This is a genomic window from Sphingomonas trueperi (assembly GCF_040545665.1).
Taxonomy (GTDB): domain Bacteria; phylum Pseudomonadota; class Alphaproteobacteria; order Sphingomonadales; family Sphingomonadaceae; genus Sphingomonas; species Sphingomonas trueperi_B.
Genome location: NZ_JBEPMH010000008.1, coordinates 140,777 through 162,582 on the forward strand (window position 1 = coordinate 140,777; position 21,806 = coordinate 162,582).

Consider the following 21,806-nt stretch of genomic DNA (forward strand, 5'->3'; position numbering starts at 1 on the left):
GGATGCAGCGATGACCGGGCAGCCGAGTCTACGCGTCGTGATCGTCGGAGGGGGAACGTCGGGCTGGATGACCGCAGCGGCGCTTGCCCGTTTGTTGCCAGGACGTTGCAGCGTGCACCTCATCGAGTCCGAGGCGATCGGCGTCATCGGCGTCGGCGAGGCGACGCTGCCGCACATCCGCGGGTTCGTCGAAAAGCTCGGCATCCGCGAGGCCGATTTCATGGCCTGGACGCGCGGTACGTTCAAATTGGGTATCGAATTTCGCGACTGGGGAAAGATCGGCGACAGCTATGTCCACCCGTTCGGCACGTTCGGCCGCGGCACGGGCGAGGTCGATTTCCACCATTACTGGACGCGGCTGCGACTGGCGGGCGTCGACGTGCCGCCGCTCGAGCGATTTTCCTATGGCTGCATGCTCGCCCGTGGAAACCGGTTCGACCTGCCTGCGACCGACCCCGCACAGATCGCCTCCACCTATGGCTATGCCTATCAGTTCGACGCGCTGCTGTTCGCCCCCTATCTGCGCGGCATTGCCGAGGGGCTGGGCGCGCGGCGCAGCGAGGGCAAGGTGGTGGAGGTGCTGCGCGACGGCGCAAGCGGCAACATCACCGCCGTCCGGCTGGACGACAGCCAAGTGATCGAAGGCGACCTGTTCGTCGACTGCTCGGGCTTTCGCTCGCTGCTGCTCGGCGAGGCGCTGGCGGAGCCGTTCGAGGACTGGAACCACTGGCTTCCCGCCGATCGCGCCGTGGCGATGCCCTGCCGCACCGCGACTTCGGTGACGCCCTATACCAGCGCGATCGCGATGCCCGCGGGCTGGCGCTGGCGCATCCCGCTGCAACACCGCACCGGCAACGGCTATGTCTATGCCAGCGCCTTCACCTCGGACGAGGCGGCGGCGCAGACGCTGACCGGCGCGGTGGAGGGCGCAGCGCTCGCCGATCCGCGCGTGCTTCGCTTCCGCGCGGGGCGCCGGCGGCGCAGCTGGGTGAAGAATTGCGTCGCGATCGGGCTGGCGAGCGGCTTTCTCGAGCCACTTGAATCGACCAGCATCTATCTGGTCCAGCAGGCCATCACCGCGCTGATCGAGCTGTTTCCCGAAGCGCCCGAAGCGCCGATCGAGCGCGACGAGTTCAACCGGCTGATCGACCTGGAATATGATCGCATCCGCGATTTCCTGATCCTCCACTATCACGCCACCACGCGCACCGACACGGACTTCTGGCAGTACGTCCGCACCATGACCGTGCCGGACAGCCTGGCCGAAAAGATCGAGCTGTTCCGCCGCGCCGGCCGGGTGGTGAAGTATCGCGAGGGCGTGTTCCTCGATGCGAGTTGGATCGCCGTCTATGTCGGCCAGAGCATCCTGCCCGAAGGCTATGATCCCCGCGCCGACACTGCCGATCCGACGGCGCTGCTGCAGGGCATGCGCGCGCTGGAGGCGGAGATCGCCGCGGCCGTCGCGCGGGTGCCCGAGCACCTCCGCTATATCGATCGCTATTGCGCGATGGCGGCGGCGGCATGAGCCTAGCCCAGGTCCTCGTCGTCGGCGGCGGGCTGACCGGCTGGTCGACCGCCGCCGCGCTCAAGCGGCGGGTCCCGACGCTTTCGGTGTCGATCCTGCCGCTCGCGCCCCCGGGCGATGCGCTGGCGGACCGCATCGCCACCACCCTGCCTTCGATCCTCGGCTTCCACGCCGATCTCGGCATCGGGCTCGGCGACGGCGTCGTGCGCACCGGCAGCATCTATCGCCTCGGCACGCTGTATCGCGACTGGGTGGAGGGTCTGCCGGACTATGTTCACGCCCATGGACCGCATGGCGAGCCCGTCGACGGCGTCTCCTTCCACCATCTCTGGGCGCGCGCGGCACGGGACGACGTCGTGGCGCCGTTCGATGCCTTTTCCGCTGCCGCGGCAATGGCGCGCGAAGGACGCTTCGTGCTGCCGGCCGAGGGCGGCATCCTGGGCGCGCATAGCTTCGGCCTCGCGCTCGACGTGCCCCGCTATCTTGGCATGCTCCAGGCGTTCGCCCGGCATGTCGGCGTCCGCACGCTCGACGGCGCCTTGGAGGCGGTCGAGCGTGCGGCCGATGGCAGCGTCGCGGGGGTGGTGCTGACCGACGGGATCCGGGTGACCGCGGATCTGTACTGCGATTGCAGCGGCCCCGCCGCCCGCGTCCACGGCGTGACGGGAAGCGCGCGCGAAAGCTGGCAGGGCTGGCTTCCCTGCGACCGGTTGCTTCTGGAGGAAGCGACGCCGGCCGAGGACGCGGCGCCGATGGAGTGCGTGACCGCCACCGCACAGGGCTGGCGCTGGATGAGCGCCACCCAGCAGGGCGCCGTCTATAGCGCCGCACACAGTCATCGCGAGGATGCGGCGATCCGCTTCGAGGCGGGTGCGACGCTCGAACCCTGGCGGCACAATGTCGTCGCGATCGGCGATGCGGCGGTGACGATCGAGCCGCTCGAATGGGGCAATCTCCATCTCGCGCACAGCGCGATCGACCGGCTGATATCGATGCTGCCCGCCGGTGCGCCGCACCCGCTGGAAGCCGCCGAATATAATCGCCAGGCGCTGGCGGAGGCGCGGCGGGTCCGCGATTTCGTGCTGCTGCACTATGTCACGGCGCGTCGTGCTGGCGGGTTCTGGCACGACGTCACCAGCGCCGAGCCCCCGGACTCGCTCGCCCATACGCTGCGCCTGTTCCGTCAACGCGGTCGCCTGCCCTTCTACGAGGAGGAGACCTTCGATCGCGACGGCTGGCTCTCGGTGCTGTTCGGCCAAGGCGTGCTGCCGCGCCGGATCGATACGCTTGCCGATGCGGTGCCGCCCGCCCGCGCCGCCGAGGCCATGGTCCGCCATCGGGATCGGATCGCCCAGGCGGTTCGCCCCCTCCCCACCCTTGTCGCCTATCGCGCCGCGCAATCGAGGCATTTGCATGAACGAGCATAGCATCCGCGACGTCGTCATCGTCGGCGGCGGCACCGCCGGCTGGATGGCCGCCGCGGCGTTTTCGCGCTTTCTCAACAACGGCTATACCCGCATCACCCTGATCGAATCCGACGAGATCGGCACGGTCGGCGTCGGCGAGGCGACGATCCCGCCGATCCTGCGCTTCAACCAGATGATCGGGCTGGACGAGAACGAGTTTCTTGCGGCGACCGGCGGCACCTTCAAGCTGGGCATCGAGTTCGTCGACTGGGGCGGACTGGGCGAGCGTTATTTCCACCCCTTCGGCAATTACGCGCAGGATCTGCAGGGGGTGCATTTCCACCAGCTTTATCTGCGCGCGCGGGCGCAGCGACCGATGCCGGACATCGCCGAATGGTCGATGAGCGCGGTCGCGGCGTCGATGGGCAAGTTCGGCCGCCCCTCGCCTACCGCACAGACCCCCGTGCGCGAGCTGTTCTACGCCTTCCACTTCGACGCCGGCCTCTATGCTCGGCTGCTTCGCCGATTGTCGGAATCGCGCGGCATCACCCGCATCGAAGGCAAGATCACCGACGTGACGCTGCGACCCGATGACGGCTTCGTCCAGTCGGTGACGCTGGAGGGCGGCCGGACCGTGGCGGGCGACCTGTTCATCGACTGCTCGGGCTTCCGCGGGCTGCTGATCGAGGAGGCGCTGCAGGCAGGATATGAGGACTGGCGGCACTGGCTGCCCTGCGACCGTGCGGTGGCGGTGCCCTGCGCCAATGTCCGCGATCCCGATCCCTTCACCCGTTCCACCGCGCGCGCCGCCGGCTGGCAATGGCGGATTCCGCTCCAGCACCGGATGGGCAACGGCCATGTCTATTGCAGCGAGTTCCTCGACGACGACACCGCCGAGCGGCAGCTGATGGCCTCGCTGGAAGGGCCGGCGCTCGCCGATCCGCGGCGGCTGCGTTTCACCACCGGGCGGCGGCGGGAGAGCTGGTCCCGCAACGTCGTCGCCCTGGGACTGTCGAGCGGCTTCCTCGAACCGCTCGAATCGACCAGCATCCACCTGATCCAGAGCGGCATCGCCCGGCTGATCGCGCTGTTCCCGGACAAGCGCTTCGATCCGATCGAGCGGCAGGAATATAACCGCCAGATGCGCGACCTCTATGAGGACATTCGCGACTTCATCATCCTCCACTACAAGGCGACGACGCGCAGCGACACGCCCTTCTGGAATCGCGTCCGCACGATGGACATCCCCGAAAGCCTCGCGAACCGGATCGCGCTGTTCCAGAGCAAGGGGCGGCTGTTCCGCGAAGGCACCGAGCTGTTCACCAACACGAGCTGGGTGGCGGTATGCCTGGGCCAGCACATCGTGCCGCGCGAGCACGAGCCCGCCGCCGATGCGCTGGACGAGACTCTTGTCGCAAAGGCTCTGGAGCAGATGCGCCAAGGCTATTGGGAAACCGCGCAGAAGATGCCGAGCCATGCCGAGTTCCTCGCGCGCATCGCCCCCCAGCCGCCAGCCCCGGCGGCGCCCGCCGCCGAGCCGCTGCCGGTCTTCTCCTTCGCGCAGGATGCCCCGTTTGCAGCACCCGGATCGCCGGTGTGAGAGACGATCAGATCCGGCGTATCGTGATCGTCGGCGGCGGCACCGCCGGGTGGATGGCCGCGGCCGCGCTGGGCAAGCTGGTCGGCACCCTGCCGGGATTGCAGATCGAACTCGTTGAATCAGACGCGATCGGCACCGTCGGGGTTGGCGAGGCGACGATTCCGCACATCAACCTGTTCAACCGGATGCTCGGCATCGACGAGGCCGCATTCGTCCGCGAGACCTGCGCGACCTACAAGCTGGGCATCGAGTTCGTCGACTGGCAGCGGATCGGCACGCGCTATGTCCACCCCTTTGGGGTCTACGGGCTCGACATGCTGGGGGTGGAGTTTCACCATTTCTGGCTGAAAGCGCGCACGCTGGGCGATGCAGCCCCGCTCGACGCCTATTCGATCGGCATCGCCGCGGCCCGGCGCGGGCGCTTCGCGCATCCCCGCCCGGACCAGCCCAATTCGCCGCTCGCCCGGCTGGGCTACGCGTTCCAGTTCGATGCCGGGCTCTATGCCGGCTTTCTCCGGCGGCTCGCCGAGGGGCTGGGGGTGCGCCGCACCGAGGGCAGGATCGTCGAGGTCCGCCGCGACGGCGAGACCGGCCATGTCGCTGCCGTCCGGCTCGAATCAGGGGCAGAAATTGCGGGCGACCTTTTCGTCGATTGCTCGGGCTTTCGCGGGCTGCTGATCGAGCAGACGATGGGCGCACACTTCTGCGACTGGACCCATTGGCTTCCCTGCGATCGCGCCGTCGCGGTCCCCTGCGCGCCAGGCGGGGACCGCCTGCCGCTGACGCGGGCGACAGCGCGGGCCGCGGGCTGGCAGTGGCGGATCCCGCTCCAGCACCGCACCGGCAACGGCTATGTCTATGCCGGCGATCATCTCTCCGACGACGAGGCGACGGCGACGCTGCTCGCGAACCTCGACGGGCCGGCGTTGTCCGAACCGCGCGCGCTGCGCTTCCGCGCCGGGCACCGGGACCGTGCCTGGATCGGCAATGTCGTGGCGCTGGGGCTCGCCGGCGGCTTCCTGGAGCCGCTTGAATCGACCAGCATCCACCTGATCCAGTCGGGCATCGGGCGGCTGATGGCGCTGTTCCCCAGCAGGCAGTTCGACGCGCCGGAGATCGAGCGCTTCAATCGCGAGACCGCGCAGGAATATGCCGATATTCGCGACTTCCTGATCCTCCACTACAAGGCGACCGAGCGCGACGACACCGCCTTCTGGCGCCGCTGCCGCGACATGACGCCGCCGGACAGCCTGACTGCGCGGATCGCGCTGTTTCGTCGAAACGGCCGCATCCTTCGCGAGCAACACGAGCTGTTCCAGGACGCAAGCTGGCTCACGGTGATGAACGGCCAGGGAATCCTTCCGGCGGGCTATCATCCGGTTGCCGATCTGCTATCCGATGCGGAGACGCTCGAACGCCTCAACCACATCGCGCAAGTGATTGACGAAACGGCCAACGCCATGCCGCTGCAGGACGATTATCTCCGCCAGATCGGCTGCGCGCTGCCCCCGCTCCGGCAAGCATCGTGAGCGACCTGCCCGCGCCACGTCCGATCCGCGAACTGGGCACGATCGGCCGCGAACGGTTCGATGCAGAGATCCGGCCAGCGCGCGAACCGGTGGTGCTGCGCGGACTTGCCGCCGATTGGCCGGCGGTGCACGCCGGGCGCGCAGGCGCCGAGGGGATTGTCGCCTATTGCAAGCGCTTCAGCCATGACCGCGCGGTGAGCGCGATCGTCGGCGAGCCGGCGATCGATGGCCGGTTCTTCTACAACGACGACTTCACCGGCATGAACTTCGTCCGCGGCGTGTCGCCGCTCGATCCATTCCTCGACCGGCTGCTTCGCGAACTGGAGCGCCCCACCGGCTATGCGATGGCGATCCAGTCGACCCTCGCACCCGAACTGCTTCCCGGCTTCACCGCAGAGAACGCAATCGATCTTGTCGGCGAGGAGGTCGTGCCGCGGCTTTGGCTGGGGAACCAGCTGCGCGTCGCGCCGCATTACGACCTGATGGAGAATATTGGTGTGGTCGTCGCCGGGCGGCGGCGCTTTACGCTGTTCCCGCCGGATCAGGTTTCCAACCTCTATATGGGCCCGCTCGAATTCACCCCGGCGGGGACGCCGACCAGCTTCGTCGACATCGCCGCGCCCGATCTCGCCCGCTTTCCCCGCTATGCCGAGGCGGCGCGCCACGCGCAGGCGGCGGTGCTGGAGCCGGGCGACGCGATCTACATCCCGTTCCAATGGTGGCACGCCGTGGACTCGCTCGATCCGGTAAACCTGTTCGCCAATTACTGGTGGACGCACCCGCAGCGCGCCATCCTCAACCCGCACGACGCGTTGTATCACGCGCTCTTCTCGTTGCGGCTGCTCCCCGAGGACCAGCGGCTCGCATGGCGGGCAATGTTCGACCACCTGGTGTTCCAGCTCCACGGTGATCCAGCGGCACATATTCCCGAGGCGGTACGCGGTGTTCTCGGCAAGCCTACACCCGAGCAAGTCGAACGCGCACGAGAAACGCTGCTTCGCGCGCTGGATGCCCAAAGCTAAACGCTATTGTCGGCAACCTGCCAAAGCTCTCGATTTCTGCAGCAAACAGCTTTTAAGGCCGCTCTTATCATATTGAGTAGCTTGCAGCTCAATGCGCAATAAGGTGCAATATGAACATTGTTCTGCTGCTTCCAACATATTTTAGCAGACGCGCGAGATCCACCACTATAAACAAGTGCACGGCCACAAGCCGTGTAACAATGAAGAGGGACGCAACATGTCTGATCAGATCCACCCCGATCCCGTTGAACTCGCGAGCGATCTCACTATCGCCTGGCTCTCGAATCAGAATAATCGGGCGACGTTGGAGGATGTCTCTACGTTTCTTCGGAAGATGCATGCTGATGTGATCGCGCTTTCAGGTGCCCCTGGGCAGTCCGAAGATGCGAGCGACGAAACAGCCGCCGGAGCGTTCACGCCCGCGGTTTCCGTTCGCAAGTCGCTTGCCTCGAAAGACCATATCATCTCGATGATCGATGGTAAGCCGTACCGGACATTGCGTCGGCATCTGAGCACGCATGGCCTGACGCCCGAAGAATATCGCGACCGCTACAATCTCAAGCCGGATTATCCGATGGTGGCGCCGACCTATTCGGAACAGCGCCGCGCCATGGCGCACAAGATTGGCCTTGGTGCCAAGGGACGGGCGGCACGCACCGTCGGTGCCGATGCGCCCGCGCCCAAGTCCGCACGCAAGCCGCGCGCCAAGCCCCTCGCGACCGCCTGAACGCCCGACGCAATGCCTCCCCAGCAGCCCGCCTGCTGGGGATCCGGCGACTGCTTGCGCATGCGAAGAAGGCCTGAACGGCGGGGCCCGCAACACAACGTCCACCGCGCCCCGAATAGGTCTCCGAGCCGCCCTGATGAGCCTCTTGTGTCCCCCGCCGCATCCGCGCAAAACCGGCGACCAAGGAGCACGTGAACGATGCGGCCGCGGCGGGTGAGAGGGGCAGAAGGCGAACGCGGCGCGTTGCTGGATCAGCTCGCGCGCCGCTATGCGCGGCCGCTGGCGCGCTTCTTCGAGCGGCGCGTGGCGGTGCGCGACGACGTGCCCGATCTGGTGCAGGACGTGTTCCTCAAGCTCAGCCGGATGCCCGATCCCGGCGCGATCGATCAGCCGGATCGCTTCCTCTTCGTCACCGCCGCCAATGCTTTGAAGGATCGCGCCCGTCGCGAGGCGGCGCGGGGCGGCGCCGTCCATGAAAGCTGGGACGACGAGGCACATCCCGGTTCGGATTTCTCGCCCCAGCGCGTCTTGGAGGGTAGGGAAGCGGTGCTCCGGCTCCGCGATTCCCTGCTCGAACTGCCCGAACGCACCCGCGACATCTTCGTGTTGCGGGTGCTGGAGGGGCTGAAGATCGCCGATATCGCCCGGCTGGTCGGCATCTCGACCCGGGCAACGGAGAAACATGTGGCGCGTGCGATGGCGCATGTGACCACGGCATTGGAGGCGTGGCGTGAAGACTGACGGGACCGCCACGACGACGATCGCGACCGAGGCGGCGCTGTGGCACGAGCGGCTGGCGCGCGATCCCGACGCCGCCCTACCCGAGGCGTTCGAGCGTTGGCGGGCGGCGGACCCCGCCCATGCCGAGGCATTCGCGCAGGTCGAGGCCGCGCATGATTGCGCTCGTTCCCTTGCCGCACATCCCGAACTGCTGGCGCTCCGGCAGGCGACGGCAACCCGCGTCGCGGTGCATCGCGCGCGCTCGGCGGCGCGCAAGCAGAAGGCCGGGGCGGCGCTCGCGGCACTAGCGCTGGTCGCGCTGCCGCTGGCCGGCTGGTATGCTGCCGAGCATCGCAGCCCCGCCGGCACCGAAGTCGCCCAAACCCGGCTGTTCAGCACCGGCGTCGGCCAGCGCCTGTCGATGATGCTCGATGACGGCTCGCGGCTGACGCTCAACACCGCCACGTCGGTGCGCGTCGCCTATACGCCGACCGAGCGCCACCTGATCCTGGAGCGCGGCCAGGCCTGGTTCGAAGTCGCCAAGGGGCAGCCGCGGCCGTTCCGCGTCACCGCCGGTGCGCACGACGTGATCGCGCACGGCACCGCCTTCGACGTGCGGCTCGATGCGGATCGAACCACCGTGCTGCTGGTCGAGGGCAAGGTCACCGTTGGCACCGTCGCGATGGTGCCCAACGATCTTCTGGTCGCCCGCGGAACCAGCATGACGCTCCGCCACGGCGGCGACGCGCGTCAGATCGAGGCATGGCGCGAAGGGCTGGTGGTGTTCGCCGACACGCCGCTCGCCGAGGCCGTGGCCGAACTCAACCGCTACGCACCGCACGCGCTGGTGGTGAAGGATAGCCGTGCGGGCGCGCTGCGGATCAGCGGCGCCTTCCGCACCGGCGAGAGCGCGACCTTCGCCGAGGCGCTGGAGACGAGCTTCCCCGTGCAGGCGGTGACCCGCAGCGACGGGACGATTGAGCTTTCCAGCCGACGCTGAAATTTTTCGCGGGGGCAGGTTCGGGTTTTCGGATCGGCTGCGTCATGGCCAGTAGAAGCGCTGCACCAGACGGCGCCTCGTGAACCGATTTGGGAGGATCCTGATGCCGCGTACCCTTTCCACGCTCGTCCGCAGCCTGGCGCTCGCCGGTGTCGCCGCCTGCGCCCTCACGCCCGCGCTCGCTGCCCCTGCGCCCGATGCCACCGTGAGCCTGGCGATCGGCAGCCGCGATCTCGGCGCCGCGCTCACCGAATTCGCCCGCCAGAGCGGCCGCCAGATCCTGTTCGCCCCCGACCTGGTGCGCGGCAAGCGCGCGCCCGAGCTGCGCGGCCGCTACGGCGTCGACCGCGCGCTGGCGATGCTGCTCGCCGGCAGCGGCCTGCGCTATCGCACCACCGCCAGCGGCACCTTCGTCGTCGAAGGCGGCGGCACCGAGGGAGCGGCGGCGGCACCCGCCGTACGGGCCAGGCAAGCGCAGGCCGCCGCGGCAGACCCGCAGGAAGCGCCCGCCGCCAACGACCCCGAAATCGTCGTGACCGGGACCGCCGGCGCCGGCACGCGTCGCCAGGATGCGTCCTTCGCCGTCACCACGATCAACGATGCCGCGATCGAACGGCTGGCACCGGCGAGCACCGCCGAAGTGCTGCGTGTCGTGCCCGGCATCAGCGTGGAGAGTTCGGGCGGCAAAAACGGCGCCAACATCTTCGTGCGCGGCTACCCGTCGGGCGGCGACGCCGAATATGTGACGATCCAGTCCGAAGGCGTGCCGATCTTCTCGCCGCCGACGCTGTCCTTCCTCGAAAACTCGCAGCTGATCCGTATCGACTCCACGCTCAAGCGGGTGGAGGCCGTGCGCGGCGGCACCGGTGCGCTGTTCTCCTCGGGCCAGCCGGGGCTGACGATCAACTTCGTCCAGCGCGAGGGCGGGTCGACGCCCGACAATCTGCTCAAGCTCGGCGTCGCCAGCTATGGCGACGTGCGCGCCGACGGCTATCTCTCCGGGCCGATCGGTGCGGGCACGACCTACATGGTCGGCGGCTATTATTCGGCGGGCAACGGCGTGCGCAATCCGCGCTTCACCGCCGAAAAGGGCGGGCAGATCACCGCCAATGTCCGGCATGATTTCGACAATGGCTCGGTGCTGGTGTTCGGCCGCTACCTCAACGATCGCGGCCAGTGGCTGCTGCCGATCCCGGTGGTGCAAAACGGCAAGAAGATCAGCCAATACGGCAATTTCGATGCCGGCAGCGGCACGCTCGCGGGCGGCGAGACCCGGCTGGGCGTGCTCAACGACGGCACGCGGGTTGACCTCGCCGACGGACGCGGGGCGGACGTGGTCAATCTCGGCGGCAATTTCGAATACCGTCTGGGCGACGGCTTCAAGCTGCGCGATCGCCTGAGCTGGCTGAAGGGCGATGCCAACACCACCGGCCTCGTCCCCGGCGGCACCCCGCCGCAGAGCGCATCGGCCTATGCCGCGAGCAAGGGCGGCACGATCGGCAGCCTCAGCTTCGTCAACGGCGGCCAGGCGGTGCCCGGCACCACCCAGGTGGTCGAGGCCGGGCTGTGGCGCGTGCAGAAAAGCATCGAGAATTTCTCCAACGACCTCGCGCTCGAATGGAAGAAGGGCGGCAACAGCTTCACCGCCGGGGTCTACTACGCAGCCTATTCGTCGCGCGACCTGTGGAACCTCGGCAACAGCCAGCTGCTCACCGCCGAACCCAATGCGCGGCGCCTCAACCTCACGCTCGCCGATGGTCGCATCGTCACCCGCAACGGCTTCACCAGCGGCTCGACCTTCAACGTGAATGCCGATTATGACGGCAAGGATGCGGCGGTCTATGCGGTGGACGAGCTGCAGGTGAACGACCAGCTCCGTCTCGATGCGGGCCTGCGCTACCAGCATCATTCGGTCGACGGCACGCTGGAGAATAACGGCGCCGCGCCGGCCGGCGGGCTCGATGGCAATCCGAACACGCTCTACGACAACAACGACGCGGTGCTGAACGGCACCTTCTCGACGATCCGCTATCGCGGCGAGAAATGGTCGTGGACAGCGGGTGCCAACTACGACTTCACCCGCTCGATCGGGCTGTTCCTGCGCTACAGTCGGGGCAACAGCTTCCCCTTCTTCGACAATCTGCGCGACGGCATCACCGTGGCGCCCCGCGTCGATACCTATGAGGGCGGGCTCAAGGTATCGACCGATCTGGCGAGCGCTTATCTCACCGTATTCCACAACGACTTCAACGGCCTCGCCACGACCGTGATCACCAGCGGCGCGCCGATCGCCTCGATCGGTGGCGCGCGCGCGACCGGCGTCGAGCTGGAAGGCGAGTTGCGGCCGGTGCGCAACTTCACCATCGGCTTTTCGGGCACCTATCTCGACAGCAAGTATCGCGACTTCTTCACCGACAATGGCCGCACCAATCTCACCGGCAATCGCGTGCAGCGCCAGCCCAAGTGGCAGTGGCGCGTTTCGCCGGCCTATTCGGTGGAGTTCGGATCGGAGAGCAAGGCGACGTTGTTCACTTCGGTCACCTATATCGGCGACCGCTTTTCCGACGTGCAGAACGCCCAGCTGCTGCCAAACTACTACAAGTGGGACGCGGGGCTCACCGTGGACGTCACCAAGCGGATCACGCTGCAGGCCTCGGTCGACAACATCACCGACACGATCGGGCTGACCGAAGGCAACCCGCGCACCATCGGATCGCAGGGCAGCGGGGTGATCCTGGCACGGCCGATCCTGGGCCGATCGGCATTGCTCAGCGCGTCCTACCATTTCTGAACACCCCCGAGGGGCCGGCCGGGCGCAGCGCTCGGCCGGCCTCGTGCGTTGTGCGCCCGATGAGGAACCCCCGATGATCCGCCGCCTGCTCCCGCTCGCCGCCCTGCTGTGCGTCGCCGCGACCGATCCCGAGCCGCAAAGCCCCGCCCAGCTTTTCGGGCCGCTGTTCGATGCGGTGCAGATGGCGCAGGTGTTTCCCGACGGAAAGACCTTCGTCGATGCGGTGCCGAAGGAGGATCCGGCGGCGATCCTGGCGGCGTACCGCAAGGCGAAGCCGAAGACGCGCGAGGCGCTGAAGGCGTTCGTCGAGGCGCATTTTACCTTGCCTGCCTCCGGCAATGGCGCGCCGGCGCCGCAGGAAAAGCTCGGCCTGCGCGCGCATGTCCAAGCGCTGTGGCCGGTGCTGTCGCGTCCGGCGCTGGCGCCCGAGCCGGGCAGCTCGGCGCTGTCGCTGCCGGCGCCCTATGTCGTGCCCGGCGGGCGCTTCCGCGAGATCTATTACTGGGACAGCTATTTCACCATGCTGGGCCTGAAGGTGGACGGCCAGCAGGCGATGGTCGAGCACATGCTCGACGATTTCGTGAGCCTGATCCAGCGCTACGGCCATATCCCCAACGGCACCCGCAGCTATTATCTAAGCCGCTCGCAGCCACCCTTCTTCGCGCTGATGCTCGACCTTTCGGACGCACGCGATCCGGCGGTGCTGCGTACCCGCCTTGCGGCGCTGCGCGACGAATATGGCTATTGGATGCGCGGGCAAGGCTGCATCACGGCGGCGCAGCCGGCGTGCGAGCATGTCGTGCGGATGGCGGACGGCAGCCTGCTCAACCGCTATTGGGACGCGCGCGAGACGCCGCGCGACGAGAGCTATCGTGAGGACGTGCATACCGCCAAGGCGGCGGCGGGCCGCCCGCTGACGGCGGTCTATCGTGACCTCCGCGCTGGTGCGGAAAGCGGCTGGGACTATAGCTCGCGCTGGCTGGCCGACGGGAAGACGCTGGCCACCGTGCATACGACCGATATCGTGCCGATTGACCTCAACAGCCTGCTCTGGGCGATGGAACGCGGGATCGCGCAGCGCTGCGCCACGCTCGCCGATGCGGACTGCGCGGCGGATTTCACCCGCCGGGCAGACCAGCGGCGCAAGGCGATCGACACCTATCTCTGGTTGGCGCCCGAGCAACGCTACGCCGATTATGATTGGCGGCGGCAGCAGGCGACCCCGGTGCTCTCCGCCGCGACCCTGTTCCCGCTGTTCGTCGGCGCGGCGAGCATCGAGCAGGCGAGCGCCGTCGCCGCCACCGTCCGCGGCAAACTGGTGGCCCCCGGCGGCCTGCGCACCACCGGCAACCGCACCGGCCAGCAGTGGGATACGCCCAATGGCTGGGCGCCGCTGCAATGGGTGGCGATCGACGGGCTCGCCGGCTATGGTCAGCGCGATCTGGCGAAGGACATTGCCGGGCGCTGGCTGGCGACGGTTGACCGCGCCTATCGCGCGACCGGCAAGATGCTCGAGAAATACGATGTTGAGGCGCAGGTGCCCGGCGGCGGCGGCGAATATCCGCTGCAGGACGGCTTCGGCTGGACGAATGGCGTGACCAGCGCGCTGCTGAACCTCCAGTTCCAGCCGCGCGGTGATACGAACCGTTGATCCCAGGCCGCCGCGGATCACGACGAAACCCGGCAAGTGTCCGGTTTCTCGCTGCGACCGCTGCGCTTTGAAGGGCGGCAGCGCCTGTCCCGAAAGGTCGTATATACGGTCGTATGCCTGTTAAGGCGTTCATAAAGAACCTAGTCTCAGGCCGCACTGACCAGCCGAACGTCAGATAAGGAAGCTTGAGTGTCAGAGCGCTTGATTGTTGCCGTCATCGACGACGACGAGGATATTCGTCAGGCGCTCGCTGCGATGTTCACCAGCAACGGCTACGGGGTGGAGTGCTTCGTAAGCGCCGAGCAATTCCTCGGGCGAATCGAGGCGCGCGCGATCTCCGTCATCGTCAGCGACCTCCAGATGGCCGGGCTGAGCGGGCTGGAACTCGCTCGGGAGCTACACGCGCGGGGCGTGGACACACCGATGCTGCTGATCACCGCTTTCGCAAGCGATGCCGTGCGACTGCGGGCCAAGCGGCTGGGCGTGCGCGTCGTGCTGGAGAAGCCTTTCGATCCGGCGATCCTGCTGCGCGAGGTGGCAGCGGCGGCAGGCTGACCCGCGCGATCGAAACAGTGCGCCGCATCGCGACCCGCGAGCCGTGCCTATAGCCGATGTGCCAGCCGAAGCCCGAAGCTGCGTGGCCGCCCGGGGAAGCGCACGATCACGTCCGGCGCGGCAGTGCTGATGAAGCTGGCATAGCGCTGATCCGTGAGGTTGCGGACGAACAGTTCCGCCGTCCAGCCGCGCGCGAACGTCATGCCCGCGCGCGCATCGACCACGGCATAGGGCGCGATCCGCAGCACGGGAATGTCGCCGAGATCGGCGTTGGAGGGCGACTGGAAGCTGCTATTCACCGCGACATAGGCCTCGCGTCCACGTCCAGCGGCCCAGCGATATTCCGCCTCGCCGACCAGATGCCATGTCGGCGAGAGCGGGAAGCGCTCGCCCGCGAGATTCTTCAGCCGCCCGAGCCCGTCATAGTTGACGAAGGGCCCGTCGATCCGGGAACGGGTGTAGCTCGCGCCGCCCGTCAGCGAGAAGCCACGCGCGGGCGTGGCGCGGAGTTCGATTTCCCCGCCCCAGACATGCGATTTCGGCACGTTCACCAGCGCCCCGATCGCGCCGATACCTGGGTCGATCGTCTTGCCGCGCAGCTGCTTGTCGCGATAGTCGTAATAGAAGCCCGCGGCGGCGAGGTGCAGCAGACCGTCGCGGCTCGCGATCTTGAGCCCCGCCTCATAGGCGACGACCGATTCCGGCCGTGCGGGCGCGAACTGCCGCGCCGAAGTCGCGGCGAGCGTGGGGAATGCGCCGCTCTTTCGGCCGCGGCTGACCGTCGCATAGCCCATCAGCCCCTCCCGCGGCGTCCATTGGAGGCCGCCGCGCCATGCCCAGTTGCGATCGGTGAAGGCGCCGTGCACCTCCGCGGGCAGGAACTGCGCCGACAAGGTCGCGCACGCACCTGCCGGGATGCTCACCCGCGATCCCGTCAGCGCCGAGGCGATTCGCGAGAGATAGGCCGCCCCGGTGCCGTCGCCATCGTCATGGGTGCAGCCGGAGAAGCTGCGATCCTCGTCGGTGTAGCGCAGCCCCGCCTCGATTGTGAGAGAGTGCGACAGCGCGACATCGGTATTCGCGAACAGCGCCCAGGATTCCATCGTCTGGCGCCCCTGCTGGTCGACGCCGTCGAACGGGTAGCTGCTCTGCGCGAAGCGGATGTCCAGCCCGTCGCGCGTCCGCTCGTGCTGGTAATTGCCGCCCACCAGCCAGTGCACCGCGCCCGCACTCCCGCTCGCGCGCAGCTCCTGCGCGAGGATCGAGACCTTTCCCGGCGTGCGCACGTCGAACAGCTCCAGGTCGGTGCCGTCCGCATCCATCGCGTCGTCGCGCTTCAGATGCTGCCACGAGCTGATCGACGTGATCGTCGCCATGCCCAGCTCATACGTGCCGCGCAGGACGATCTGTTGGAAGTCGCCATGCTTCTTGAACGGCATGCCGGGCGTCCAGTCGGCGGCCCGATTGCCGCGGAGGCCCAGCGGGTGGGTGAAGAGCGTGGGCGGAAGCGCCGGGCTGTTCGTGCGGATCGCCAGCAACTGCCCGGCCGCGCTGTCCGAACGATCGCGCCAGAAATTGACGTTCAGGAGCAGCGTCGCCCTCGACGACGGCGACCACTGCGCGATGACGCGCCCCGCCAGGAAGTCCGCGCCGCCGCGCGTGGCGTCGCGGGTGTCGCTCCGCTGCCAGTCGCCGCCGCCTTCGTAGCGTGCGGCGACGCGCAGCCCCAGCGTGTCGGAGAGCGGACCGCTGATAAAGCCTTCGCCGCGGACCGCGCCGAAATTGTCGATGCTGGCATCCATGCCCGAAGCGAGCGCGGTCGTCGGCTTGGCCGTGACGAAGTTGATCGCGCCGCCGGTGCCGTTCTGGCCGAACAACGTGCCCTGCGGTCCCTTGGCGATTTCCACGCGCTCGAGGTCGAGCATCGCACCGCTCGCCAGCGCCGGATAGGAGAGCGGCGCTTCGTCGACATAGAGGCTGACGGCAGGCGGCGCCGTCAGGCTGTTATCGTAAAAGCCGATGCCGCGTAGCGTGAAGACCGGATTGCCGTAGCTGGAACGCGTGTAGGTAAAGCCTGGGACGAGCTTCGAGAGGTCGCTCGGGCGCGTGATTCCGGTGGCGGCAAGCGTGCCGGCATCCAGCGTCTGGATCGAACCCGCGTCCGCCTCCGGATCGGCGCCGAGCTTGGAAGCCGTCACGACGATGTCGCCGGGCGTCGCTTGCTCCTGGGCGTGCGCGATCACGGGAGCGGCAAGCGCCGGGGTCATCATGGCGATGGGCAAGCAGCGATACAGCGGTCGACGCATTTCGAACTCCCCCGATCGCACCCGGCGCGCCGTCGCGACGAAGTTTCCGATGTGCGGACAGCATTTCTGAAAGACGGCCGCTCCGGCCATTGCCAAATCGGTAGGACAGTCCCGCGCCGCGGCAATATTCTACCCCCGTATAGGACGTGTCCGGCGCGGCGCCCGCTTAAAGTTCGAGCGAAATGGCGCCCGTTCCGAACCAAATACCCTTGCCCGTTGCGAGTTCAACATGGACTTGATGCAGCGTTTCGCCGCTGCCGATCTCCTCGATCTCAGCGCCGAAAGCATCATCATCCGCGATGCGGAGGGCGGCGCATTGGTGTGGAACGCCGCCTCCGCCGCACTCTATGGCTGGCGGCGCGAAGAGGTGCTCGGCGCCAATGTCGATGCGTTGCTGGCGAGCCGGCCACGTCTAAAGCTCGACCAGCTTTCTCCGGAGCGCCGCACGATAGACGTGACCCGCGTCGCATCGGATCAGCGCCTGGTCCTGGTCGAGGCCACCTACACGCCCCATTTCACCCCCGACGGCCGCCTCGACTATGTGGTGGAAACCGCACGTGACGTCACCGAAGAGCGGGCGAGCCAGCAGGCGCTCCGCTCGAACGAGCAGCGCTATCGTACGCTGTTCCAGGCGGTGACCGCCGCCTGCATGGAAGTCGACCTGTCGCGCGCGCTCGAGCGGCTGGCGCCGCTCCTGGCCGCGGCCCAGGGCGAGCCGCGCGCGCATCTGCTCGCCAACCCCGCGCTCGTCCAGGACCTGCTCGACCATGTCCGGATCGTCGAGATGAACGATCGATCGGTCGATATACTGGGCGCCCGCGGTACCCCCTTCCCCGACACGCTGCGCCCGTTCTGGACAGCGGAAAGCAACGACGTCTTCGTCGACATGCTTTTGGCCAGGGGGCGAGACGAACGCCGTCTCATTCGCGAAGTGCAGCTTCGCCGCCTGACCGGGGAACGGCTGTTCGGGGTGTTCACCATGTGTCTGGATGCGGGGCTGATCGGCGAAGGCCGCGTGATGATCGGCATCGTCGACACCACCGACATCCGTGTCGCCAACGCCCGCGTCGAGGAGGGGCGCGAGAAGTTCAAGGTGTTGTTCGAACAGATGCCGGTCGGGCTGTGCGTGATCAACTGCGACGCGCTCGACAGCTTCTACGCCGAGGCGGGGCTCGACGCGCAGATCGACCTGGAGGCGTATTTCGCCCAACGACCGGAGATTGCAGAGGCGATCCAGCGCATGGTCTATATCGAGGAGGCCAACGCGCACGCCGTGAAGCTGCTCGCCCTCGACGACCCCGCCGAGATCATCGGCCAGTCGGTGGACTTCAGCTGGACGAAGCGTCCGGACACTTTCATCCGTACGATCATCGCCGGGATCCGCCGCAGCAGCATGGAGGAGCAGACCCAGATCGTCGATCGCAAAGGCCAGGTGCACGACGTCATCTTCACCTGCGTCAGCATCCGGCAAGGCGGTCATCGTCGCTCCGTCATCAGCATGCTCGACATCGGCGACCGGCTTTCGGCGCAGGCGGCGCTGGACAGCCTGCGCGCCGAGTTCGCCCATTCCGCACGAATCTCGCTGCTGGGCGAGCTTTCGGCATCGATCGCGCACGAAATCAGCCAGCCGCTCACCGCGATCGCGACCAGCAGCCAGACCGGCCGGCAGTCGCTCGCCAAGCCCGAGCCCGATCTGGAGGCGGCGGCGACTGCCCTGGAGCGCGTCTCATCCTATGCGCTGCGGGCCAAGGAGATCATCACGCGCGTCCGCGGCATGGCATCGGGACGCGCGCCGGTGCTCTCCGAAACGCGGCTTGCGGACCTCGTCACCGGCGCAATGCCGCTGGTCGAGGCGCAGGCGCGCGCGATGCGCATCGAGATATCGGTCTCCGATCGCAGTTCCGCGCGGCAGATCTCGGTGGATCGGACGCAGATCGAACAGGTGATCGTCAATATCGTGGTCAACGCAATGCAGGTGATCGACAGCCATGCGCCCGCCGAGCGTCGCGTCGCGATCGAGATCTTCGACCGGGGCGAGATGGTCGGCTGCGCGATCTCCGACAGCGGACCGGGCCTGCCCGCCGGCCGGATGGAAAGCGTCTTCCAGCGCTTCGTCTCGACCAAGCCGGACGGCATGGGGCTGGGGCTGGCGCTGTGTCGCTCGATCATCGACGCGCATGACGGGACGATAATTGCCGACAATGCCTCGCCGCTGGGCGGCGCCCGCTTCGCCTTCGAACTTCCCGTCGCGACGGAAGAGAGGTCGCTCTAGGCTAGTTCCGCGATCGCGGTTTCGAGTGCCTCCGCGAACGGTACGCTGCCGCGGGCCCGGGCCAGCGCAAGCCCCTCCTCGAACAGCGCGCGCGCAGCCGCCTTGTCGCCCGCGACCAGTGCCCGGTTGCCGATCAGCCGCAGCAGTTCGGGTCGACTCCAGGATTGCGGCGGCGCCCGCCGCAGGTCGAGCATGGCGTCGGCGGCGAGCGCCGGATGCAGCGTCGCGAACACTTCCTGGCGGAACGGCCAGCTCGCCTCGATCCGCGCGCGCAGCGACGGCGTCACCTTGCCGCCGCCGCACACCTCGATACCGTCCGACAGCAGATCGGCCCATTTGGTGAAGTTGTCGAAGTTCCGCCGTGCCCGGTCGCGCAGGATCGCGACATAGCCCGAGGCCAGCTCCAGATCGCCGTTCCACACCGCGATGGGCACGATGATGTGCGCCAGCAAGGTGCAGAAGGTATGTCCGCGTTCCTCCGCCTGGCCCTGCAGGATCGCTTCCTCGATCGCCGCCTGCGCCGCCGCTCGCCGGCCCGCGAACCAGTCGAACCGCGCGCGCATGCAGGCACGGATCACCCTGGCATCGGGCGCCCAGGCGGTCTCGGGCTTGACGTTCACCCAGTTGGCCTGCTCGACAAAGGTGCTGAACACGCGCTCGGCACGGCGATGATACCCCAGGCCGTCATAGCCCCAGGCGATCAGCCGCCAGCCCTGATAGATGGCGTCGGCATTGCCGATCTCGCGCGCGATGCGCAGGAAGCGCCGCCCATAATGCAGCGATTCCGCATAGGCCCCGAGGTGCGAGGATTGCGCATGGAGATTCCAGGCGGAATCGAGCATCCGGCGCTTGTCGCCCAGTGCGTCGGCCAGTGCGAGGGCACGCTCGCCAGCCCCGATCCCCGACGCGTTCGGCCCCATCGCGAAGTAGAGCGACACCGAACGGCTGAACGCGAATTGCTGCGCCAGATCGCGCCGCTCGGGCATTACCTCGGCAACCGCATCCATCGCCTGCGCCAGCACGTCGCTGTAGCGGCTGATCTCCGAGAGCAGTAGCCAGGTCGGCACGGCGGCGGCGACGATATCGACGCCCACGCACTTCTCGCCGCCACCGCGAAACGTCCATTCCAGCGCCGCGGCGACGTTGCTGCGCTGCAGGTTCCAGAGCGCGAGCGTCGATTCCGGATCGCGATGGTCCGCCGTCTGCAGTTGCGCCAGCACATGCGCGACAAAGGCGTCGAAGGTGCGCGCCTTCTCTCCCGCCGCGGCCAGCTTGGACAGCGCGTAGTCGCGCGTGCTCTCGAGCAGGCGATAGGTCTCGCCGCCCTCGTCCCGGCGAGCCACGAGCATCGACTTGGCGAGAAGCGAGCGTAGCGCCGCCTGCACGACGCCGACGGGCCCGTCATGCGCCGACACCGCCACGACGTCGTGCAGCGAGAATTCGGCGGGGAACACCGAAAGAATGCGAAGGCATTTCTGCTCGGCGAAGGTGAGCAGGCCGTAGCTCCAGTCGAGCACGGTCAGCAAACCGGCATGGCGATCGCCCGTTCCCCGCCGCGCGTCCTTGAGCAGTTCAAACCGGCGTTCGAGCTGGTCAAGCACCGCGCCGATGCCGCCGGCGCCCACCCGGGCAGCGGCGAATTCGATCGACAGGGGCATCCCGTCTAGCCGGCGGCACAGCTGCCCGGCGGCGGCATAATCCTCCGGGCCGGGAGCGCCGGCCGCCCCTGCTTCGCGCAGGCGCTCGAAGAACAGCTCCACCGCAGGATTTGCCGCGATGGTCGCGGCATCGGTGCCCTCCTCCTCGGCGGGAACGGCGAGCGGCAGCACCGGGACGACCTGCTCCGCAGGCAGGCGCAACGCTTCGCGGCTGGTCGCCAGGATTCGCACGCCGCGGCACCGGTCGAGAAGCTCTGCGGTCGCCGCCGCCACCTCCTCGGCGATATGCTCGCAATTGTCGAAGATGATCAGCGTCGGGTTCGCCTTGAACTGGGCGATCAGCGTCTCGCGCGGGTGCCCCTGTGGCGCGGCCGAGAGCGCGGCGAGCATTGTCGTCCAGAGCAGCGCGGGATCGGAGATGCGGGCGAAATCCATGAACACGGCGCCGCGGCCGGTCAGCCTCTCCCAGCTCGACGCCGCCGAGATCGCGACGCTGGTCTTGCCCACCCCGCCCGGCCCGACCAGGGTCACCAACGGGCTCGACTGCATCTGCGCCAGCACGCCATCGACCAGTGCCGACCGACCGATCAGCCGGGTCCGGAGCAGGGGCAGGTTGGACGGGATCCCCTCCCCCTCCGCCTCGTCTTCATAGGCGACGAGCGTCCGGGCGATCGGGCCGCTGATCCAGGCGCCGGTGTCGTCGGCATGGATGGTCGCCTCCGACCCTTCGCTGCCGAAAACCGCCGCGATCAGCTCCTGCACCTGCGCGGTCAGCTTGACGCCTGGGACGGCCGCGCCGGGCCATAGCTTCCGGGCCAGCTCCTCATGGGGTACGACGCTGCCCGACCGCTCCAGCAGGGCCAGCAACAGCAGGCTCAGATGCGGGTTGAGCTGCTGCTGCCCGTCGGCACCCACCAACATCCTGCGCCCGGCCAGAAATCGCTGGCGGCCGAAGATATAGCAGGTCTCGTGCATGCTCGCACCCTAGGCCGCCGGACCACTATCGGCAATCAAATGGCGCAAATCCGACCCTCTACCGACGCA

Annotated in this window: 14 protein-coding genes; 12 read left to right on the forward strand and 2 right to left on the reverse strand. The window is 67.7% G+C overall.

Translation table 11 applies throughout. The annotated features are described in order from the left end of the window. The first annotated feature begins 10 nt into the window (after positions 1-10). The 11 genes from ABIC65_RS20940 (at position 11) to ABIC65_RS20990 (ending at position 14,526) form a co-directional block, all read left to right on the forward strand. Positions 11-1,525 (forward strand): tryptophan halogenase family protein, encoded by a 1,515-nt coding sequence (locus tag ABIC65_RS20940; RefSeq protein ID WP_354311345.1) that lies wholly within the window; start codon positions 11-13, stop codon positions 1,523-1,525. After that, positions 1,522-2,952 carry a tryptophan 7-halogenase gene (locus ABIC65_RS20945; RefSeq protein WP_354311347.1) on the forward strand — a complete coding sequence of 477 codons (1,431 nt, stop codon included), beginning with the start codon at positions 1,522-1,524 and terminating at the stop codon, positions 2,950-2,952. Before ABIC65_RS20940 ends, ABIC65_RS20945 begins: the two co-directional genes overlap by 4 nt. Beyond that, entirely contained in the window at positions 2,939-4,531 is a 1,593-nt protein-coding gene (locus tag ABIC65_RS20950; RefSeq protein ID WP_354311349.1) for a tryptophan halogenase family protein, read from the forward strand. Before ABIC65_RS20945 ends, ABIC65_RS20950 begins: the two co-directional genes overlap by 14 nt. Continuing rightward, positions 4,528-6,060 carry a tryptophan halogenase family protein gene (locus tag ABIC65_RS20955; RefSeq protein WP_354311350.1) on the forward strand — a complete coding sequence of 511 codons (1,533 nt, stop codon included), beginning with the start codon at positions 4,528-4,530 and terminating at the stop codon, positions 6,058-6,060. The genes ABIC65_RS20950 and ABIC65_RS20955 overlap by 4 nt, the downstream gene beginning before the upstream one ends. Beyond that, the gene (locus tag ABIC65_RS20960; RefSeq protein WP_354311352.1) at positions 6,057-7,082 is read left to right on the forward strand and encodes a cupin-like domain-containing protein; all 1,026 of its coding nucleotides are present in this window, start codon (positions 6,057-6,059) and stop codon (positions 7,080-7,082) included. Before ABIC65_RS20955 ends, ABIC65_RS20960 begins: the two co-directional genes overlap by 4 nt. 217 nt (positions 7,083-7,299) lie before the next feature. Further along, positions 7,300-7,809: a MucR family transcriptional regulator gene (locus ABIC65_RS20965; RefSeq protein WP_354311354.1), complete on the forward strand. Its 510-nt coding sequence runs from the start codon at positions 7,300-7,302 to the stop codon at positions 7,807-7,809. A gap of 198 nt (positions 7,810-8,007) precedes the next feature. Continuing rightward, entirely contained in the window at positions 8,008-8,550 is a 543-nt protein-coding gene (locus ABIC65_RS20970) for an RNA polymerase sigma factor (protein WP_354311355.1), read from the forward strand. After that, a complete protein-coding gene (locus ABIC65_RS20975; protein WP_354311356.1) occupies positions 8,540-9,529 on the forward strand; it encodes a FecR family protein in 990 nt (329 codons plus the stop codon). Before ABIC65_RS20970 ends, ABIC65_RS20975 begins: the two co-directional genes overlap by 11 nt. A 103-nt stretch (positions 9,530-9,632) precedes the next feature. Next, positions 9,633-12,320 (forward strand): TonB-dependent receptor, encoded by a 2,688-nt coding sequence (locus ABIC65_RS20980; protein ID WP_354311358.1) that lies wholly within the window; start codon positions 9,633-9,635, stop codon positions 12,318-12,320. Between the two features lie 73 nt (positions 12,321-12,393). Next, the gene (gene treF / locus ABIC65_RS20985) at positions 12,394-13,971 is read left to right on the forward strand and encodes an alpha,alpha-trehalase TreF (protein ID WP_354311359.1); all 1,578 of its coding nucleotides are present in this window, start codon (positions 12,394-12,396) and stop codon (positions 13,969-13,971) included. Positions 13,972-14,160: 189 nt separating this feature from the next. Further along, positions 14,161-14,526: a response regulator transcription factor gene (locus ABIC65_RS20990; RefSeq protein WP_354311360.1), complete on the forward strand. Its 366-nt coding sequence runs from the start codon at positions 14,161-14,163 to the stop codon at positions 14,524-14,526. A 47-nt stretch (positions 14,527-14,573) separates the two neighbouring features. Here ABIC65_RS20990 and ABIC65_RS20995 read toward each other — a convergent pair whose 3' ends face one another. Further along, on the reverse strand, positions 14,574-16,832 hold the full coding sequence (locus ABIC65_RS20995) for a TonB-dependent receptor (protein WP_354311362.1): 2,259 nt from the start codon (positions 16,830-16,832) through the stop codon (positions 14,574-14,576). A gap of 238 nt (positions 16,833-17,070) precedes the next feature. Between ABIC65_RS20995 and ABIC65_RS21000 the strand changes: the two genes are divergently transcribed. After that, a complete protein-coding gene (locus ABIC65_RS21000; RefSeq protein WP_354311364.1) occupies positions 17,071-19,104 on the forward strand; it encodes a PAS domain-containing sensor histidine kinase in 2,034 nt (677 codons plus the stop codon). On the opposite strand, the gene ABIC65_RS21005 is transcribed toward ABIC65_RS21000, so the two are convergent. Further along, the gene (locus tag ABIC65_RS21005; RefSeq protein WP_354311365.1) at positions 19,101-21,737 is read right to left on the reverse strand and encodes an ATP-binding protein; all 2,637 of its coding nucleotides are present in this window, start codon (positions 21,735-21,737) and stop codon (positions 19,101-19,103) included. The two genes, ABIC65_RS21000 and ABIC65_RS21005, sit on opposite strands and share 4 nt — an antisense overlap. Positions 21,738-21,806: the final 69 nt, after the last annotated feature.

What these genes read in the sequence shown, in the direction of transcription:
- ABIC65_RS20980 (WP_354311358.1), top strand. Translation starts at nt 9,633, where the DNA reads ATGCCGCGTACCCTTTCCACGCTCGTCCGCAGCCTGGCGCTCGCCGGT.
- ABIC65_RS20970 (WP_354311355.1), top strand. Translation starts at nt 8,008, where the DNA reads ATGCGGCCGCGGCGGGTGAGAGGGGCAGAAGGCGAACGCGGCGCGTTG.
- ABIC65_RS20995 (WP_354311362.1), bottom strand. Translation starts at nt 16,832, where the DNA reads ATGCGTCGACCGCTGTATCGCTGCTTGCCCATCGCCATGATGACCCCG.
- ABIC65_RS20965 (WP_354311354.1), top strand. Translation starts at nt 7,300, where the DNA reads ATGTCTGATCAGATCCACCCCGATCCCGTTGAACTCGCGAGCGATCTC.
- ABIC65_RS21000 (WP_354311364.1), top strand. Translation starts at nt 17,071, where the DNA reads ATGCAGCGTTTCGCCGCTGCCGATCTCCTCGATCTCAGCGCCGAAAGC.
- ABIC65_RS20940 (WP_354311345.1), top strand. Translation starts at nt 11, where the DNA reads ATGACCGGGCAGCCGAGTCTACGCGTCGTGATCGTCGGAGGGGGAACG.
- treF (WP_354311359.1), top strand. Translation starts at nt 12,394, where the DNA reads ATGATCCGCCGCCTGCTCCCGCTCGCCGCCCTGCTGTGCGTCGCCGCG.
- ABIC65_RS21005 (WP_354311365.1), bottom strand. Translation starts at nt 21,737, where the DNA reads ATGCACGAGACCTGCTATATCTTCGGCCGCCAGCGATTTCTGGCCGGG.
- ABIC65_RS20945 (WP_354311347.1), top strand. Translation starts at nt 1,522, where the DNA reads ATGAGCCTAGCCCAGGTCCTCGTCGTCGGCGGCGGGCTGACCGGCTGG.
- ABIC65_RS20950 (WP_354311349.1), top strand. Translation starts at nt 2,939, where the DNA reads ATGAACGAGCATAGCATCCGCGACGTCGTCATCGTCGGCGGCGGCACC.